The sequence below is a fragment of the Spiroplasma sp. ChiS genome, from assembly GCF_002968355.1.
Taxonomy (GTDB): Bacteria; Bacillota_I; Bacilli_A; order Mycoplasmatales; family Mycoplasmataceae; genus Spiroplasma; species Spiroplasma citri.
The window spans coordinates 1-1,683 of the sequence record NZ_PUUH01000090.1; the positions used below are offsets into that span (position 1 = coordinate 1).

The 1,683-nt window shown below is 22.9% G+C and carries 1 protein-coding gene and 1 pseudogene; one reads left to right on the forward strand and one right to left on the reverse strand.

The window, feature by feature from the left end:
- Positions 1-435 precede the first annotated feature (435 nt).
- Positions 436-1,197 carry a hypothetical protein gene (locus C6B38_RS03195; RefSeq protein WP_105298629.1) on the forward strand — a complete coding sequence of 254 codons (762 nt, stop codon included), beginning with the start codon at positions 436-438 and terminating at the stop codon, positions 1,195-1,197.
- 33 nt (positions 1,198-1,230) lie between these two features.
- Here the strand turns inward: C6B38_RS03195 and C6B38_RS09795 are convergent.
- Positions 1,231-1,683 (reverse strand): annotated as a pseudogene (locus tag C6B38_RS09795) (hypothetical protein); the annotation flags it as partial.

Below are 1,683 nucleotides of genomic sequence, written 5' to 3' on the forward strand. Positions count from 1 at the left end.
GTAATTTTGAAATTATCTTTTATGCTGATAATCCATATACAAATAATGAGGAAGATTATTTACGCTTATCAGTATGGAGTTTTAGAGGTAAAACAAAAAGTGTCTTAAATAATTATTTACGGTAATTTTGAAATTATCTTTTATGCTGATAATCCATATACAAATAATGAGGAAGATTATTTACGCTTATCAGTATGGAGTTTTAGAGGTAAAACAAAAAGTGTCTTAAATAATTATTTACGCGATATAACAACTAATTATAAAACTAGTTTCTTATTACCACACGACTATGAAATACCAACCTTTAATTATCCTCAATATGTTCTTCCACCAATACCATATAACTATCAACCTTATACAAAAGATATCTGATATGCTAATACAATCCAACCATTAAAAACTAAAATTACAGCACCAGCACAATGTACTAACAATATGTATAAAATTGGAACAATTAATTATTTTAATTTATTTTCTGATGAATTTAATCAAGGTTATTATGAAACTGAAATTGATTTAAAACAAATTGACCCCACAATTCAAAGTATTGAAAAATTTATTAGTTCCTATAAAACAATAGAAATAAGTAATTTAGGTAATTTACAAGTTGAATGTGAACCACCAAATATAGAAAATTTTATTTTTGATAGAAGTACAAATATTTTAAATGGAACAACAGGCTGTGATTATGTTTTAGGACAACTAAATAATTTTGTTTTTAAAAACGAGGGTCAATCACAATCTAATAAAATTAACTTTGAAAATACAATAAGTTTATATACTGATAATATCAAAGTAAATGATATTCAAACATTTTCTATTGGATATACCAATAAAAAAACTGATAGTATTACTTCAATATGAAATTTTTATCATTATAGTCAAAATTTAAAATATTACGATGAACAAATGTATTTTGCTATTAAAACATCATCATTTAGTGATGACAATAATATCAAACTTACAGAAACTTATTTACAAGCATATTATACTAATGATATGAAATTAAAAATTAGATTTTCAAAAGTAATAAAACCGTATTTACTTTTTAATCGTGAAAGTTATAAACCGCCTTATCCAAATATTCAAAAAATGGGTAATGATAAAGATATAACAATAGATATTAATAATCAAAATGTATTGGGTATTAGAAATAATACTACTAGTCCTATTCAAATTACAATTAAACCAAGGTAAGGTAAAAGAAAAAAAAGAGATTAAATCTCTTTTTTATTCTCCATTAACTTTTACATTACCATCATTATCAATAATTAAATCAGGTTCTTGTGTGTCTAAATTTCAACGATAAACTGATTTAATTCATTTTTTTAATGGCGGAAAAGCACCATTTTCAAATTTATTATTCCAAGGTATTATTAATTTTCTTTTACTATCATAGACAGTTAATAATTGATTTGTTTCACCTTTTATGTAGTACATATCTAATGTATCATCATTTAATTTATCAATATTGTATTTTTTTCCTTCTTCTAAATTATTAATATTTTTAAATTTAACAATTCTTCAATTATCCTTTTCATTACTACGCCATACTACATAATATCATTTATTATCAACTGTATTAAATGGTTTTTCTTGTGGTGCTATTCATTCTAAATTATTTTTAATATTTTCATCAGCTGTATCTATTTTATTCTTTTCTTTTAGTTCTTTTAATTCTTC